Genomic DNA, 14,904 nt, shown 5'->3' on the forward strand with positions numbered 1-14,904 from the left:
CTATAACATCAGCCACCGTGCCGCCAGTTCATGGCGCGGCCGGACGACGACAGCGCTTGGAAGGGGCTTGTTCCGTGCCCGCAGCCGGACGATCCAGCATCTCCGCTCACCGCCGGTCCCTGATGACGGCCACCGCGGCCGGTGCGGTGCTGTGTGCCCTCTGGTTCGTTCCCTCCGCGAGGGCCACCCCCGACACCCCCGGCCCGGGCGGGGCGCACCCCGCCGCGACGTCGTACTCGGACTCCTCCCCCGCGCCGCACGCGACGGACGCCGCCGCCGACCGTGCCCGCCGGACGTCCGCCGCCGAGCGGCCGGGGGACGGCGTCACCTCGCCCTTCTTCCTGAGCGCGCTCGGCGTGGCCGGAGCGGGCGGCGCCATGATCATGCGGGCACGGCGCCGGAAGGCCGGCTAGGGACTGTCCCGACCAGGGCATGTCCGGCGACAGACCCTAGTCGCAGGGTGAGCCCTGGCTGTCGACGGACTTCTGAAGCACGTCGCACGTGTACTGGCACTCGTCCATCAGCCGCGTTGCCTCCGCCAGCAGGATCCCGTACGGGCGAGAGGGGTCTCCCACCGGCAGCGAGTTCTCCTCCGCCGCCTCGACGAGACGCCTGCGGGACTCCTGCGCCTGCTCGGCCGCCTGGCACAGCTCGGGTGCCTGCTCGTGCAGACGGTCCTCGTCGATCTTGCTGAACAGGTCGGTTATGTTCGCGAGTGTGCGCAGGAAATCGCCGTAGTTGCGCAGGAATTCGCCGTAGGCCTCGCCGTCCTTGCTGTCGTGCCACTGGTCCAGACTCCGGACCATGGAAGCCAGCTGGTACGTGACCCGCTCCAGGGCGTTGATGACGGCCCGGTACCCCGCGAACGTCACGCGGCCCTGATTGCGTTGCAGGAGCCGCCGCGGGTTGTAGTACGTGCTCTCCACCGCGGTGCGCACCGCCGACTGGGCCTGGCTCACGATCGGCCCCAGCTGCGACGCCCGGTGACGCCAGTGCCTGGTGCGCTCCTCCTCCAGGTGCTGGTTGCGCAGCGCCGGATACATGTCGCTGATCAGTTCGCACAGCGCGTGGGCGAGGGTGTGTATGCCGCTCTCGGCGCTGCGGTAACGCATCGGCGGCATCACCAGCAGGTTGACCGCGGCTCCCACTCCGCATCCGACGAGGACGAGCAGGATGATCTGGCTGAGCTGGTTGAACTTGTCGCCGGGGGTGGTCGCCGAGACGTAGGTGGAGAATGCGAAGAACGCGGCTGTCGCCACCTGCGATCCCTGTGAACCCAGCGGACGCCACCGGCCGATGGCCATCGCCGCGAGCGCCACGAGGGCGAACGTCACCAGCCCGGGCCCGGCGAGGAATCCGAACAGCCCTTGCAGGGCCACACCGAGCGAGACCGCCCCCAGGTAGCGCAGCGACTGAAGAAGCGACTGGTAGACGGTGACCTGCATGATCAGCACCGCTGAGAACGGCGCGAACGCGGGCGACTGCGCTCCCATGAGCTGCCTGGCGATGTACCAGGCGATGAGGGCGGCCAGTGTGCTCTTGCCTATCAGCGCCAGGGTGTGCCGCTCATGTCCGTCCGAACCCACCGCACGCCGCAGCCACTGCTGTATGCGGGCGACCCGCCCTTGGGAAGCCTCCTGCGTCCGCTGCGGCAGCGCCGTCTCCTGTGCCATCGCCTCTCCTGTTGGTCACGGGTGGAACGAAAGCGATGCGTACCCCTTCATGGCACTTTTGCGCACGCCCGGCGGACCCGGCGCCGGCGATTACGTCACACTTGGACGTCACCCACTTCCGGGTGCCTGGGAGCAGACCCGGAAGCTGGGATTCCGGACCGGCGTCAGGTCGTCGTCCCGTGGGGCTCGGGCCATCCCGTGGGGCTCAGGCGGGTCCGTGGGGCTCAGGCGCGTCCGTGGGGCTCAGGCCAGCTCGCCCGTCACCGACTCGGCCGCCCGCACCAGCGCTCCCGTCCCGACGAAACGCTCGGCGACCGCCAGGTCCGGTGCGAGGAACCGGTCGGGCCCCGGCCCGTCCACGCCGGCCCCGCGCAACGCGTCCACGATCGCGCGGGACGCCTCGCCCGGCGTCAGCCTCGCGTCCGCGGCACGCAGTTCGACGGCACGCGCCGCGGCGTACAGCTCGACGGCGACGACCCGGGTCAGGGCGTCGACCGCGCTGCGCAGCTTGCGGGCCGCGGACCAGCCCATCGAGACATGGTCCTCCTGCATCGCGGAGGAGGGGATCGAGTCGACGGAGGACGGGACGGCCAGCCGCTTCATCTCGCTGACCAGGGCGGCCTGCGTGTACTGGGCGATCATCAGGCCGGAGTCGACACCGGCGTCGTGCGCCAGGAACGGCGGCAGGCCGTGCGAGCGGTTCTTGTCCAGGAGGCGGTCGGTCCGGCGCTCGGCGATCGACGCGAGGTCGGCGGCGGCCACGGCGAGGAAGTCGAGCACGTAGGCCACGGGCGCCCCGTGGAAGTTGCCGTTGGACTCCACGCGCCCGTCCGGCAGCACGACCGGGTTGTCGACGGCCGAGGCGAGTTCGCGCCGGGCGACCGTCAGGGCGTGCGCGAGCGTGTCCCGCCCGGCACCCGCGACCTGCGGGGCGCAGCGCACCGAGTACGCGTCCTGGACGCGCGGAGCGTCGTCCTGGTGGTGGCCGGTCAGTCCCGAACCGGCAAGCACCTTCAGCATGTTGGCCGCCGAAGCGGCCTGGCCCGGGTGTGGACGGATGGCGTGCAGCTCGGGTGCGAGGACCTTGTCCGTGCCGAGCAGCGCCTCCAGGGTGAGCGCGGCGGTGATGTCCGCGGAGGTGAACAGGCGGGCGAGGTCCGCGCAGGCGAGCAGGAGCATGCCGAGCATGCCGTCCGTCCCGTTGAGGAGGGCGAGCCCCTCCTTCTCACGCAGTTCGACGGGCGTGATGCCGTGTGCGGCGAGGAGTTCCGCGGCGGGCCGGACGGTCCCGTCGGGACCTTCCGCGTCGCCCTCGCCCATGAGCGTCAGTGCGCAGTGGGAGAGCGGGGCGAGATCTCCGGAGCAGCCGAGGGAGCCGTACTCGTGCACGACGGGGGTGATGCCGGTGTTGAGCAGATCCGCGATGGACTGCGCGACCTCGGCCCGTACGCCCGTACGCCCTGAGGCGAGGGTCTTCAGGCGCAGGAACATCAGCGCGCGCACGACCTCACGCTCCACGCGCGGGCCCATGCCGGCCGCGTGCGAGCGCACGATGTTGCGCTGGAGCTGGGCGCGGAGGCCGGGGCTGATATGACGCACCGCGAGCGCCCCGAAGCCGGTGGAGACTCCGTAGACGGGCTCGGGCTTGGCGGCCAGTTCCTCGATGTGCCGCCGGGAGGCGTCGAGTGCTTCCAGCGCCTGGACCGACAGCTCCACACGGGCGCCGTCCCGGGCGACGGCGATGACGTCTTCGGGGCTCGTGCCGGAGTCGCCCAGCACCACGGTGTGCATACTCATATTCAGGCAGCCTAAAGAGTGAATCGATTCCTGTCACGGCCGGGGTGCGCGGACGGGGACGCGGGAGGGTGCGGGGCCCTCCCCTACGGCTTTGCCGCGGGGAGACACCACGGCGGGGTGCGCCGTGGGGCCGCGGAAGCGGTGCGGTGAACACCTGGGCGGACGTGAGCAGATCCGGGGCCGGCCGCTCACACCTCGGGGCTCCGGACGCGCGGTCCCTGCCGGTCCGGCAGGCGGGAGCCGCCGGAGGGATCGATGGAGTGCCGGCGGGAGGGGCTACGGGAGGAGTCCGTCCCGTCGGCGCAGGGGCCGCGCACGGTCGCGGACTCGTCGGGACGTCCGGTGCGTATCTGCCGGCCCTGCGGGTCCGCATGACCCGGCCTTCGCCCCTCGGCCTCCCCGACCTGCGGGTTCCGGCCCTGCAAGTCCCGGTCCTGGTCCCCGTCCCCTTCCCGGTCCTGAGCCTCGTCCCCTTCCCGGCCCTGGGCCTCGTCCCCTTCCCGGTCCTGAGCCTCGGTCCCGTCCCCGTCGTGGTCCCCGTCCCCTTCCCGGCCCTGGGCCTCGGTCCCGTCCCCGTCGTGGTCCCCGTCCCCTTCCCGGCCCTGAGCCTCGTCCCCTTCCCGGCCCTGGGCCTCTCCGCCCCGCGGGTGCGTGCCCTGCCGGCCTCGCAGGTCCGGCGGCTGCTGCTGGCCGTGCCCGCCGGCCTCCCTGACCCCTGCCTCGTCCGGCTTCGGAGTGTGACCGCGGAAGTGGCGGCGGTCGCCCACCGGCGGTGCCGGTGCTGCCTCCTCGGCCTCCGAGGCGTCGGCGAGACGCACGACGGGATCCTCGGTGCCGCCCTGGCGACCCGCTACCACCGGTCCGAGCGCACGCGCGGCCTTCGCCCTGTACTGCGCGGCGTCGGCAAGCCGGAAGAGGCGGGCCGCCGAACGTATCCGCCCTATCCGGTCTCCTGTGGAGGCGACACCGCACGAGACACCGTCGCCGCCACGCAGTCCGAGCGCGTTGCGGCAGACCTCCTCCGCGGCCCGTACAACCTGGTCCGCGGGCGGTCCGACCGTCAGCAGGCAGAACTCGTCGCCACCCAGGCGTGCAGCCAGCGCCCCCGGAAGCTTCGCCCCGGACATCGACAGCACCATCCCGAACCGTTCCAGCAGCCGGTCGCCGGCGGCATGGCCCAGCTCGTCGTTGACGCGCTTGAGGCCGTTGAGGTCGCAGACGACGAGGCTCACCACGGTGCCGTCCTCACGGTGGCGCTCCAGGCCGTCGTCCAGCTTGCCCTCGATGGCCCGGCGGTTGGCCAGACCTGTCAGCTGGTCGGTGTAGGCAAGGCGGCGCACCTCTTCGAGCTGCTCGTTCTGCGCGATCCCGGCGGCGATGATCTCGGCCAGTATGGCCGCGAAGTGCGCGTCGGAACGGTCGAAGACCGGTGCCCCGGAACGGCGGGCCACATACAGCTCGCCCCAGGCACGCCCGCGCAGCACTATCGGCGCCACGACGCAGCAGCCGCGGCCACGGCGGCGCAGGGCGGCCACGCGCGCATTGCGGGGAGTGCTGCCGGACCGGCCCGGCCGTTCGCGCCCCTCCCCCTCGGCGGTCTCGATCCAGGCGAGCGGCTCCTCGGCGCCGTCCGCGGCCCACCGTTCCGGCAGCGGCTCGGTGATCTCGGGGAAGTCGTGCACCGGGTAGGACTCGTCCTCGGGGAACTCCTGCTCCCCCGGGGCGAGTTCGCCGACGTTGACCAGTACGTCCAGGCGTCCGCGTGCCCGGTCCCAGGCGGAGAGAGCGGCGAAGGCGGCGTCCATGGCGGCGCACGCCCGCTGGGCCGCGGCGTGCGCGACCTCACGGCGCGTCGAGTGGCGGGGGTGCGCCTCGCAGAAGCGCTGCGCCCCTGCCATGCCCTGCGCCAGCTCGACGACAGCCCGCAGCCGTTCGTCCTCTCCCATGAGAGCCAGGCTAGGACGAGTCAGGGCAATCTTCTCGGGCCGGTCCGGTCCGTCCGGCAGCACGTACGGCGGTCCGTGCCGTGTGCCGACGGCCGCACGGCGGGCACGAGAAGCCCGCGCGCAGACCTGCCGTACGGGTTACTCCGGCACGGCTCCGCGGGACACCAGGGCCCTCAGCGGCGTTGCGCCGGGGCGCCCCGCCCGCCGTCAGCGCCTCACTCCCCCGGCCACTGCGGCTTCCGCTTCTCGTTGAAGGCCGCGACGCCCTCCGTGCGGTCCCCGGAGAAGGCGACGGTGCGCCAGGCGGCGTCCTCGATCTCCAGCCCGGCCCACAGGTCCAGTCCCCAGCCCGTGCGCAGCGCCCGCTTCGCGGCCCGCAGGCCCACCGGTGAGTTCCCGGCGATGCGGCCGGCCAGCGCGAGCGCCTCGGCACGGTCCGCTCCGTCCTCGACGAGTTCGTCGACGAGACCGAGCTCGCGTGCCTCGGCCGCCTCGACCCGGCGCGCGGAGAAGATCAGCTCGGCCGCGCGGGCCGCTCCGACCCTGCGGGGCAGCAGCTGTGTGCCGCCACCGCCAGGGATGACGCCGACGGAGACCTCGGGCAGCCCCACGACGGCCGTGGAGTCGGCGACGATCACGTCGCAGGAGAGCGCCAGCTCGAAGCCTCCGCCGAGCGCGAAGCCGTGCACGGCGGCGATCGTCGGCATCGGCAGGTCCAGCACACCCGTGTAGGCGGCGCGGGCCGTCGGGCGGTGACGACTGAGATCGGCGTCGCTGAGGGCATTGCGCTCCTTGAGGTCCGCGCCGACGCAGAACGCCCGGTCGTTGCTGGAGCTGAGCACCGTGGCGTGCACGTGCCGGTCCCGGCCGAGATCGGTGCACGCCTCGACCAGACCGGCGGCGAGCTCGGCGGACACGGCGTTCATGGCCTTCGGCCGGTCCAGTACGAGCTCGGCGACATGGGTCCCGGAGTCCTTGCGGACCACGATCCACTCGCCGAAACGCTTTTCAGTCACCGTGCTCATGCGGCCCTCCGGGGTTGACGCGCGCTCAGGACGGACGCGCATCAGATTACGGTCCGCCTCCGGCCGGCCGGCACACAGGACGGAGAGCTGAGCCGAAGTGAGCGAAGTGAGCGCTTTTCAGCGGCGGTTGAGCATCCAGGGCTCGACGACTCCGAGGCCGCGCACGGGACGCTGGTACAGCGGCTGCAGGGCGTAGCGGTAGTCCGAGAGGTCCTCGGTCTCCTTCTCCGACTCCGGTGCGTCGCCCGAGGCGACGAGTTCCGCGCGGAAGGCGCCGTCCACGAGGACTCTGTCCTTCGGCGCTATCGACGTCAGCCTGCTCGCCAGGTTGACGGTGTTGCCGAAGACGTCGCCCATGCGCGTCGTCATCGTGCCGAAGGCGATGCCCACACGCAGTTCGGGCATCGTCGGATCGTTCGCCATGGTCTCGATCAGCCGCAGGCCGATCTCCGCGGCGGTGCCCGCGTCCTCGGCCACGTAGAGGATCTCGTCGCCGAGGGCCTTGATCAGGCGGCCGCCGTTCGCGGCGACCAGGTCCGCCGACGTCGTCTCGAACGCCTCGACCAGCTCGCCGAGTTCGTCGTCCTCCAGACGTCGCGTCAGGCGTGTGAAGCCCACCAGGTCGGCGAAGGCGATCGCCTGCCGCCGGGCGACGGTGTCCTCGTCGTCCAGGGCCTGGACGACGCGGCCGGTGGCCGCTGCGAGCTGACGCCGCCACACGTAGACCAGGAACTCCTCCAGCTCGGGCAGAAGCAGCTGGACCAGCGGATAGGTGACCTCGTTGCGCGTCATGCCGGGCTCGGGCGGCTCCGTGAGACCCATCAGGAAGGAGTCGATCTGCCAGTCGGCAAGCCGTGAGGTGGTCTGCCCGGTCGAGCGGGCGACCTGCACGGCCGTCGCCTCACTGAGCAGGCCCGCCTCCACGAGGCCCGCGAGCCGCCGCAGCGCCAGCACGTCCGCCTCGGTGAGGGCCTTGGCCTGCCCGACGTCGGCGAAGCCCATCGCACGCCAGAAGCGGGAGGCCAGCTCCATCGAGACTCCGGCCGCCCGGGCCGCCTGGAAAGGGGTGTACTGCCGCTTCGAGCCCAGAATCAGCTGCTCGATGCGCAGGGCGCTGGGGTCGTCCTCGTCGTCGGCGGCGCCTTCGGGGTCCGTGCCGTCGGTGTCGTCCGCCCCGGACCCGCCGGCCGCGCCGGGCGAGCCCGGAGAGCCCGGAGAGCCCGGAGAGACGGAGAATTCGAGTGCCGCGCCGCCGGACCGGCCGGCCGGGGCCTCATCTGCGGGCCCCTGTCCGCTTCCCGGCTCCGGCGCCGACTGCGATCCGGACGTACGCGCGGGAATGTCCGGTTCATCGTCGGCCACTGTCCGCCCCTCGCCCGGTCCGGTCGTCCCTGCGCACTGCCCTTCCGTCCTCTTGCTGAGATCTTCCGGGGATCACCGGGACGCCTCACATCCGTGTCCCCTCCGCCGCGCCAACCATACGGCAGCAGCGCGCTGAACTGGTCCCTCTGCGAACGGCCCATCAGAAGCGGACCACCGGCTCGGCGCAACACCTACCCTGTGCGGCCGGTCCCTGTGAGGGTGTTGTCCGGCCCGAGCCGGTTGCCGGGCCCGTTGCCGAGCCGGTTGCTGTCACCCGTGGCAGTTGCCCGTGGCTGTGAGGCGCCCGCGGGGGTGCCGGGAACCCCGGCGGTCACGCCTCCCCACCGTCGTCGCTCCCGTGGCCCCCGTGACCGCGCAGATGCACGATGTCGCCCGCCGCGACGGGCCGCTGCACCCCTTCCCCGGTACCGATCACGAGCCGCCCGTCGCTGTCGACGGCCACCGCCTCGCCGACGAGTTCCCCGCCTCCGGGGAGCTCCGCCCGCACATGCCGGCCGAGCGTCGCGCACCCCGCCGCGTACGCCTCCAGCACGCCGGACGCGGCGGGATCTCCGTCGGCGGCGGCCCAGCGCCCGTACCAGTCCTCGACGGAGCGCAGCACCGCGCGCAGCAGCGGATCGCGGTCGGCGGCCTGTGCTCCGGCGAGGACGAGCGAGCCGGCGGTGGGCACGGGCAGCTCCGGTTCGCGCAGCGAGACGTTGAGGCCGATACCGAGGACGATTCCCGCGCCGCCCGGCCCCCTCGTCCCGTCACCCCGGCCCTGCGCCGAGCCCACGTCGGTGCGTTCCGCGAGGATGCCGCCGGTCTTGCGCTCCTCACCCCCGATGTCCACGAGGACGTCGTTGGGCCACTTCAGCTTCGTGTCCACTCCCGCCGTGCGGGCCAGCGCGCTCGCCGTCGCCACCCCCGCCAGCAGCGGCACCCACCCCCAGCGGTCCTGCGGCACAGGCGGCACGAGAAGCATCGACACGAAGAGACCGGAGCGCGGGGGTGCGCTCCACCCCCGCTCGAGCCGGCCGCGGCCCGCCGTCTGCTCCTCGGCGACGAGCACGGCACCCTCGCGCGCGCTTCCGTCGCGTGCGCGCGCGACGAGGTCGGTGTTGGTCGAGCCGGTGCGCTCGACGACGTCCAGCGACGTCCACACACTGTCCGCTCCGGTCAGTGCGCGGCGCAGCGCGGCGGCGTTGAGCGGGGGGCGGCCGAGGTCGGACCAGCGGCTGCCCGGGTCTCCGGAGGGGTTCGGCGTCATGCCGTCAGCGTAGGCCCGCCCCCGGTGCCGCCGCCCGCCCGGCGGCGGCCGTGCCGCGGCAGGCAGCCGCGCCGCAGCAGGTAAGAGTGTGGCCAACGCCGCACCGACGAACGGCTTCTTCGCGGATAGCCTACGAAACGGTAGCCGCACGCTGACGAGTAGGAGCCGCACGCAGATGTCCGAGCAGGAGAGCCCAGACATCCACACGACCGCGGGGAAGATCGCGGACTTCGAACGCCGCGCTGCGGAGGCGACGCACGCGGGTTCGCAGCGCGCGGTGGAGAAACAGCACGCCAAGGGCAAACTGACAGCGCGTGAGCGGATCGATCTGCTGCTCGACGAGGGCAGTTTCACAGAGCTGGACGAGTTCGCCCGGCACCGCTCCACCAACTTCGGCCTGGAGAAGAACCGTCCGTACGGCGACGGTGTCGTCACGGGCTACGGCACGGTCGACGGCCGTCCCGTGTGCGTGTATTCGCAGGACTTCACGATCTTCGGCGGCTCGCTCGGCGAGGTGTACGGGGAAAAGATCGTCAAGGTCATGGACTTCGCCCTGAAGAACGGCTGTCCGATCGTCGGGATCAACGACGGCGGCGGCGCACGCATCCAGGAAGGAGTCGTGGCGCTCGGCCTGTTCGCGGAGATCTTCCGCAGGAACGTCCACGCGTCCGGCGTCGTCCCGCAGATCAGCCTCATCGTCGGCCCGTGCGCCGGCGGGGCGGTCTACTCCCCGGCGATCACCGACTTCACGGTGATGGTGGATCAGACGTCGCACATGTTCATCACCGGGCCCGACGTCATCAAGACGGTCACCGGCGAGGACGTCGGCTTCGAGGAACTGGGCGGCGCCCGCACGCACAACGCCACCTCCGGCGTCGCGCACCACATGTCGGGCGACGAGAAGGACGCCATCGAGTACGTCAAGGGCCTGCTGTCCTACCTCCCGTCGAACAACCTCTCCGAGCCGCCGGTCTTCCCCGAGGAGGCCGACCTGGAGACCTCGGACGAGGACCGCGAGCTGGACACGCTCATCCCGGACTCCGCGAACCAGCCCTACGACATGCACTCCGCGATCGAGCACGTACTCGACGACGGTGAATTCCTCGAAACGCAGGCGCTGTTCGCCCCGAACATCATCACCGGCTTCGGGCGGATCGAGGGCCAGTCGGTGGGCGTCGTCGCCAACCAGCCGCTGCAGTTCGCCGGCTGCCTCAACATCGACGCCAGCGAGAAGGCGGCGCGGTTCGTGCGCACCTGCGACGCGTTCAACGTGCCCGTCCTCACCTTCGTCGACGTTCCGGGGTTCCTGCCGGGCACGGACCAGGAGTACGACGGCATCATCCGGCGCGGCGCCAAGCTGATCTACGCCTATGCGGAGGCGACGGTGCCGCTGGTCACCGTGATCACGCGGAAGGCCTTCGGCGGCGCGTACGACGTCATGGGTTCCAAGCACCTCGGCGCCGACCTCAACTTCGCCTGGCCCACCGCACAGATCGCCGTCATGGGTGCGCAGGGCGCCGTCAACATCCTCCACCGCAAGCGGCTCGGCAGCGTCGAGGACGAGGAGGAACGGGAGCAGCTGCGGGCGGAGCTGACCCAGGAGTACGAGGACGCGCTGCTGAATCCGTATGCCGCGGCCGAACGCGGGTATGTGGACGCTGTGATCATGCCGTCCGAGACCCGTCGCCACATCACCCGCGGTCTGCGCACGCTCCGTTCGAAGCGCGAGCAGCTGCCCCCGAAGAAGCACGGCAACATCCCGCTGTGAGGAGGCCGTTCGCCATGCTCGACCCGACGACAGAGGAGCGGGGGGAGAACCCGCCGTTCCCGCCGATCAAGGTGGTGCGGGGCAACCCGACCCCGGAGGAACTGGCCGCCGCGCTGGCGGTGGTCCGGGCGCGGGCGGCCGCGGTGGCCTCGCAGGCGCCGGCTTCCCGCACCGCGCAGGAATGGTCGGACCCTGCCCGTACGGTCCCGCGCCGTGTGCCTCACCCGGGCCCGAAGGCGTGGCGAACGACGTTCTGGCCCGCCTGAGGCGGCCCCGGCTCCTTCCGCGCCCGGACGGCCCGCAGCCGCTCCGGGCGCGGGCACGTGCGGGCCGGAATGAGTACGCGTACTCAGGCGCCGCACCGGCGTCCGCCGCAGCATGGAATTCATGCTGTGGTCGGACCCCCGCGACGAGCCTCCCAAGGAGATGCGCGCGACGCTGGTGATGCTGCGGCGCCTGTACTGGCTGCTGCCCGTCGTCGTGATCGCCTCCGTCGTGCTGGCCAACGTGCGGCCGGACGCCTGACAGCCGTACCGGCGGACGGCTCCCGCCGGGTCTCTACGATTGCGCCCATGGCCTCTTCTTCCTCACCTTCTTCGTCGCAGCAGCCGCAGCCCCGGCAGCCCGTGCGCCGGCTCGTCCTCGCCTCCGCGTCCCCGGCCCGGCTGGGTCTGCTCGAGCAGGCGGGCCTCTCGCCCGAGGTGATAGTCAGCGGCGTGGACGAGGACGCGCTGTCCGCACCCACTCCCGGCGAGCTGGCGCGAGTACTGGCCGAGGCGAAGGCACAGGCCGTCGCGGCGCTTCCCCGTGCCGCGGACGCGCTCGTGATCGGCTGCGACTCCGTGCTGGAGCTGGACGGCGAACCGCTGGGCAAGCCTGCCGACGCCGAGGAGGCGACGGCGCGCTGGAAGGCGATGCGCGGCCGCTCGGGCGTGCTGCAGACGGGGCACTGCGTCCTCGACACCCGTGACGGCAGAAGCACTTCGGCGACGGCGTCCACGACCGTGCACTTCGGCGAGCCCACCGACGAGGAGATCGCCGCCTACGTGGCGACGGGCGAACCCGTGCACGTCGCGGGCGCGTTCACGCTCGACGGCCGCTCCGCGCCGTTCGTCAGGGGCATCGAGGGAGACCACGGAACGGTGATCGGGCTGTCGCTGCCGCTGCTGCGCGATCTCCTCGCGCAACTGGACGTGCGCATCACCGACTTGTGGTCCTGAAAGCAGCGGGGAGCAGTCGTCCGGGGCCCTCCCGGGCCACCCGGGCCTCTCGGGGGCGGTGCGCTCGTGCTGGAGGCCCGGCCCCCGGCCCTGGAATCCCGCCCTCGTTCCGCTTCTACGGTGCAGAGGGCTCCGGATGCGGACCGCCCGACGGCGGCGGCGAGTTGTCCGTCGCGGGCTGCGAAGTCCCCTCCCCGGCCCTCTCCTCGACGCTGTAGGACAGCAGGGACCACACGATCAGTCCCAGCACCACCATCATGAACAGGAACGCGAGCCAGCCGACCAGCCCGACGGACACCGCGCCCAGCAGGCCGTGCACCACCGCGGCGCTGATGAGCAGGATTCGCAGCATTCCCACGGGGGCCCGGTCGCGGATCGCCGTACTGGCCAACACCACCGCGCACAGCAGCAGATAACCGCCGAAGAGCGCACCCGCGATCACGGCGGAGAGCGACATCGAGCGGGGTTCGAGTCCTGCCATGGACATCTGCTGTTCGTCCACGACCATGCCGAGGAAGATGTGCAGCAGAACGAGGCCGACTGCCTCGACCACCAGTATCAGCGCCGCGGCCGCGGTCACCGATCGTCGGAGCCCCACCTCGCCCACCCACTTCCGCCTTCTGTCGCCCATGGCCCGATGTTGGTCGTTACCTGGAGTACGCCGCCATGGCACCGTGAACGCTACTTACGGGTATCACCGTGGGCAAGAGGCCCGGCAGGAAGCAAAGTTTCCCCTCGCGATTCATAGGAACCCCACAAAGACCAGGCCGTCGGCCGCCGGGGCCCGAGCGGAGACCTTGACCACATCAGGAGATCCCCGAGCTGCACCGGAAACCCGGCGTACCTTGGGATGACGGGAAAGACCGAGGGCTGCGGCGGCCGCATGTCACAGTCCGTGTGGGAAAGCTCACGCCTGTGGGCGACTCGGCCAGTGGTGTGGTCAGTACCTAAACTCGCACCACTCACCACATCAAATCCACTTGCGGCGCAGCGCCAAGTAGGGAGTCATCGTGCGCAAGGTGCTCATCGCCAACCGCGGCGAAATCGCTGTTCGCGTCGCCCGTGCCTGCCGGGACGCGGGGATCGCCAGCGTCGCCGTCTATGCCGAGCCGGACCGGGACGCGTTGCACGTCCGGGTTGCCGACGAGGCGTTCGCACTGGGCGGTGACACTCCGGCGGCCAGCTACCTGGACATGGACAAGGTCCTGAAGGCAGCGGCCGATTCGGGTGCAGACGCGGTGCACCCCGGCTACGGATTCCTCTCCGAGAACGCCGACTTCGCCCAGGCCGTGCTGGATGCGAACCTGACCTGGATCGGTCCGCCGCCGGACGCGATCCGCTCGCTCGGCGACAAGGTCGCTGCGAGGCACATCGCCGAACGTGCGGGTGCGCCGCTGGTGGCCGGCACGAAGGACCCCGTCTCCGGCGCCTCTGAGGTCGTCAACTTCGCCGAGGAGAACGGGCTCCCCATCGCCATCAAGGCGGCCTTCGGAGGCGGCGGCCGCGGCCTGAAGGTCGCCCGGTCGCTGGACGAGGTCGAGGAACTCTACGAGTCCGCGGTGCGCGAGGCGGTGGCCGCGTTCGGGCGTGGCGAATGCTTCGTCGAGCGCTACCTGGACCGCCCGCGGCACGTGGAGACGCAGTGCCTGGCCGACAAGCACGGCAATGTCGTGGTGGTCTCCACGCGTGACTGCTCGCTGCAGCGCCGCCACCAGAAGCTGGTCGAGGAGGCCCCCGCACCGTTCTTGACCGACGAGCAGAACGCCGAGCTGTACCGCGCGTCGAAGGCCATCCTCAAAGAGGCGGGCTACTCCGGCGCCGGCACCTGCGAGTTCCTCGTCGGTCAGGACGGCACGATCTCCTTCCTGGAGGTCAACACCCGCCTCCAGGTGGAGCACCCGGTCACCGAGGAAGTCACCGGCATCGACCTGGTGCGCGAGATGTTCCGCATCGCCGACGGCGAGACGCTGGACTACGACGACCCGCAACTGCGCGGACACTCCTTCGAGTTCCGTATCAACGGCGAGGACCCGGGCCGCAACTTCCTCCCCGCGCCCGGCACCGTGACCACCTTCGCGCCGCCGACCGGCCCGGGCGTGCGGCTGGACGCGGGCGTCGAGTCCGGCAGCGTCATCGGCCCCGCCTGGGACTCGCTGCTCGCCAAGCTCATCGTCACCGGCGCCACCCGCCGCCAGGCCCTCGAGCGCGCCACACGCGCCCTGGAGGAGTTCAACGTCGAGGGCATGGCCACCGCCCTGCCCTTCCACCGCGTCGTGGTGCGCGACCCGGCCTTCGCACCCGAGGTCAACGGCCGCGAGCGCGCCCACTTCGACGTCCACACCCGGTGGATCGAGACGGAGTTCGTCAACGAGATCAAGCCGTTCGCCGCACCCGGAACGGACGCGGAGGAGGACGAGAGCGGCACCCGCGAGACCGTCGTCGTCGAGGTCGGCGGCAAGCGGCTGGAGGTCTCCCTGCCCTCGTCGCTGGGCGCGACGGCGGCACCGGCCGGCGGCGGCGTCAAGAAGCCCAAGCGCAAGGCCGCGAAGAAGGCTGGCGGCGCAGCCTCCGGCGACGCCCTCGCCTCCCCCATGCAGGGCACCATCGTCAAGGTCGCAGTGGAGGAGGGCCAGCAGGTCGAGGAGGGCGAACTCGTCGTCGTACTCGAAGCGATGAAGATGGAACAGCCCCTCAACGCCCACCGCTCCGGCACCGTGAAGGACCTGCACGCCGAGATCGGCGGCTCCATCTCCGCCGGAACCGTCATCTGCGAGATCAAGGACTGAGTCACCGCGCCGGGCCGTCCAGGCCGGGCTCGTACGGCTGCGCCCGCCGCCCCTCAC

The 14,904-nt window shown here is 71.6% G+C and carries 12 protein-coding genes and 1 pseudogene; 6 read left to right on the forward strand and 7 right to left on the reverse strand.

The annotated features are described in order from the left end of the window. Positions 1–74 precede the first annotated feature (74 nt). The gene (locus tag EV375_RS13885; protein WP_130299725.1) at positions 75–413 is read left to right on the forward strand and encodes a hypothetical protein; all 339 of its coding nucleotides are present in this window, start codon (positions 75–77) and stop codon (positions 411–413) included. Positions 414–449: 36 nt separating this feature from the next. Here EV375_RS13885 and EV375_RS13890 read toward each other — a convergent pair whose 3' ends face one another. From EV375_RS13890 to EV375_RS13915, 6 genes and pseudogenes are all read right to left on the reverse strand, one after another. Continuing rightward, positions 450–1,673 (reverse strand): aromatic acid exporter family protein, encoded by a 1,224-nt coding sequence (locus EV375_RS13890; RefSeq protein WP_130299726.1) that lies wholly within the window; start codon positions 1,671–1,673, stop codon positions 450–452. Between the two features lie 243 nt (positions 1,674–1,916). Continuing rightward, complete coding sequence (hutH, locus tag EV375_RS13895; protein ID WP_130301832.1) at positions 1,917–3,464, reverse strand: histidine ammonia-lyase; 1,548 nt, start codon at positions 3,462–3,464, stop codon at positions 1,917–1,919. 737 nt (positions 3,465–4,201) lie between these two features. After that, positions 4,202–5,416 (reverse strand): annotated as a pseudogene (locus tag EV375_RS13900) (GGDEF domain-containing protein); the annotation flags it as partial. A 215-nt stretch (positions 5,417–5,631) separates the two neighbouring features. Continuing rightward, positions 5,632–6,441, reverse strand: a complete 810-nt coding sequence (locus tag EV375_RS13905; protein WP_207228113.1) for an enoyl-CoA hydratase-related protein — start codon at positions 6,439–6,441, stop codon at positions 5,632–5,634. 117 nt (positions 6,442–6,558) lie between these two features. Next, on the reverse strand, positions 6,559–7,803 hold the full coding sequence (locus EV375_RS13910) for an adenylate/guanylate cyclase domain-containing protein (RefSeq protein WP_130299727.1): 1,245 nt from the start codon (positions 7,801–7,803) through the stop codon (positions 6,559–6,561). Positions 7,804–8,134: 331 nt separating this feature from the next. Beyond that, positions 8,135–9,073, reverse strand: coding sequence for a biotin--[acetyl-CoA-carboxylase] ligase (locus EV375_RS13915; RefSeq protein ID WP_130299728.1), 939 nt, complete (start codon positions 9,071–9,073; stop codon positions 8,135–8,137). Between the two features lie 175 nt (positions 9,074–9,248). Between EV375_RS13915 and EV375_RS13920 the strand changes: the two genes are divergently transcribed. From EV375_RS13920 to EV375_RS13930, 4 genes are all read left to right on the forward strand, one after another. Beyond that, positions 9,249–10,841, forward strand: coding sequence for an acyl-CoA carboxylase subunit beta (locus EV375_RS13920; protein ID WP_130299729.1), 1,593 nt, complete (start codon positions 9,249–9,251; stop codon positions 10,839–10,841). Positions 10,842–10,855: 14 nt separating this feature from the next. Then, a complete protein-coding gene (locus EV375_RS13925) occupies positions 10,856–11,107 on the forward strand; it encodes an acyl-CoA carboxylase epsilon subunit (protein WP_055485753.1) in 252 nt (83 codons plus the stop codon). Positions 11,108–11,228: 121 nt separating this feature from the next. Further along, positions 11,229–11,366, forward strand: coding sequence for a morphogenic membrane protein MmpB (mmpB, locus tag EV375_RS29115; RefSeq protein WP_165434735.1), 138 nt, complete (start codon positions 11,229–11,231; stop codon positions 11,364–11,366). Between the two features lie 47 nt (positions 11,367–11,413). Next, positions 11,414–12,061: a Maf family nucleotide pyrophosphatase gene (locus EV375_RS13930; RefSeq protein ID WP_130299730.1), complete on the forward strand. Its 648-nt coding sequence runs from the start codon at positions 11,414–11,416 to the stop codon at positions 12,059–12,061. Positions 12,062–12,176: 115 nt separating this feature from the next. On the opposite strand, the gene EV375_RS13935 is transcribed toward EV375_RS13930, so the two are convergent. Next, the gene (locus EV375_RS13935; RefSeq protein WP_486588465.1) at positions 12,177–12,692 is read right to left on the reverse strand and encodes a hypothetical protein; all 516 of its coding nucleotides are present in this window, start codon (positions 12,690–12,692) and stop codon (positions 12,177–12,179) included. Between the two features lie 379 nt (positions 12,693–13,071). Here EV375_RS13935 and EV375_RS13940 point away from each other — a divergent pair, with 379 nt between their 5' ends. Further along, positions 13,072–14,847 carry an ATP-binding protein gene (locus EV375_RS13940; RefSeq protein ID WP_130299731.1) on the forward strand — a complete coding sequence of 592 codons (1,776 nt, stop codon included), beginning with the start codon at positions 13,072–13,074 and terminating at the stop codon, positions 14,845–14,847. The last annotated feature ends 57 nt before the right edge of the window (positions 14,848–14,904 follow it).

Source organism: Streptomyces sp. CNZ301 (assembly GCF_004217425.1).

Bases quoted from the DNA above. Each gene is read 5' to 3' on its own strand.
- hutH (WP_130301832.1), bottom strand. From the start codon at position 3,464: ATGCACACCGTGGTGCTGGGCGACTCCGGCACGAGCCCCGAAGACGTC.
- EV375_RS13905 (WP_207228113.1), bottom strand. From the start codon at position 6,441: ATGAGCACGGTGACTGAAAAGCGTTTCGGCGAGTGGATCGTGGTCCGC.
- EV375_RS13890 (WP_130299726.1), bottom strand. From the start codon at position 1,673: ATGGCACAGGAGACGGCGCTGCCGCAGCGGACGCAGGAGGCTTCCCAA.
- EV375_RS13925 (WP_055485753.1), top strand. From the start codon at position 10,856: ATGCTCGACCCGACGACAGAGGAGCGGGGGGAGAACCCGCCGTTCCCG.
- EV375_RS13935 (WP_486588465.1), bottom strand. From the start codon at position 12,692: ATGGGCGACAGAAGGCGGAAGTGGGTGGGCGAGGTGGGGCTCCGACGA.
- EV375_RS13915 (WP_130299728.1), bottom strand. From the start codon at position 9,073: ATGACGCCGAACCCCTCCGGAGACCCGGGCAGCCGCTGGTCCGACCTC.
- EV375_RS13920 (WP_130299729.1), top strand. From the start codon at position 9,249: ATGTCCGAGCAGGAGAGCCCAGACATCCACACGACCGCGGGGAAGATC.
- mmpB (WP_165434735.1), top strand. From the start codon at position 11,229: ATGCTGTGGTCGGACCCCCGCGACGAGCCTCCCAAGGAGATGCGCGCG.
- EV375_RS13930 (WP_130299730.1), top strand. From the start codon at position 11,414: ATGGCCTCTTCTTCCTCACCTTCTTCGTCGCAGCAGCCGCAGCCCCGG.